The 544-nt window shown below is 62.3% G+C and carries 2 pseudogenes; one reads left to right on the top strand and one right to left on the bottom strand.

Annotation, left to right across the window (positions count from 1 at the left end):
- Nucleotides 1-176 (top strand): annotated as a pseudogene (locus TR36_RS15270) (dihydroxy-acid dehydratase); the annotation flags it as partial.
- Here TR36_RS15270 and TR36_RS15615 read toward each other — a convergent pair.
- A pseudogene (locus TR36_RS15615) lies at nucleotides 172-544 on the bottom strand (HflK protein); the annotation flags it as partial. The pseudogenes TR36_RS15270 and TR36_RS15615 overlap by 5 nt on opposite strands.

The raw sequence follows: 544 nt of genomic DNA, 5'->3' as shown, positions 1-544 counted from the left end.
GCGCCGTTTCGATCACCGCGCTCGGCAACAGCTATACCCCGGTTTCGGAAATTCTGGACGAACGTGCCTATGTCAACGGGCTTGTCGGCCTTATGGCCACGGGCGGCTCCACGAACCTTGTCCTGCACCTTCCGGCAATGGCTCGTGCCTCGGGCGTGATTCTCGACCTTACGGATCGGCCACATTCCAGACAACCTGGAAACCGATGTCCACGATATTCTGATCCTGCGTCAGCATCAGGCCCGTGTCGTTTTCACCCGAAGAGCCCATACCGATATCGGTCGTCCGCTCTCCCGTTACTTCCACGATCTCGTGCGTGACCAGCGGCCATGGCGCGAAGTTCAGACCCGGCTGGCCGATCTCGGAGAATTCGCCAAGAAACAGCTGAACCGAACGCTGCTCGGGCCGGACGGTATAGATGGAGGCAAAGCCCCACATCACCACCAACGCCGCAACAGCCCCCAGCCCGATCAGGCGGGGCGGAATACCGCCCGTGCCGCCACCCGAACCCACAGGCCCGCGCGGACCGCCCGATCCGGTTTTC

Origin of the sequence: Falsirhodobacter sp. alg1 (genome assembly GCF_000739715.2) — a bacterium.
Classification (GTDB): Bacteria; Pseudomonadota; Alphaproteobacteria; order Rhodobacterales; family Rhodobacteraceae; genus Falsirhodobacter.
This window is presented reverse-complemented; position numbering and strand designations above follow the sequence as displayed.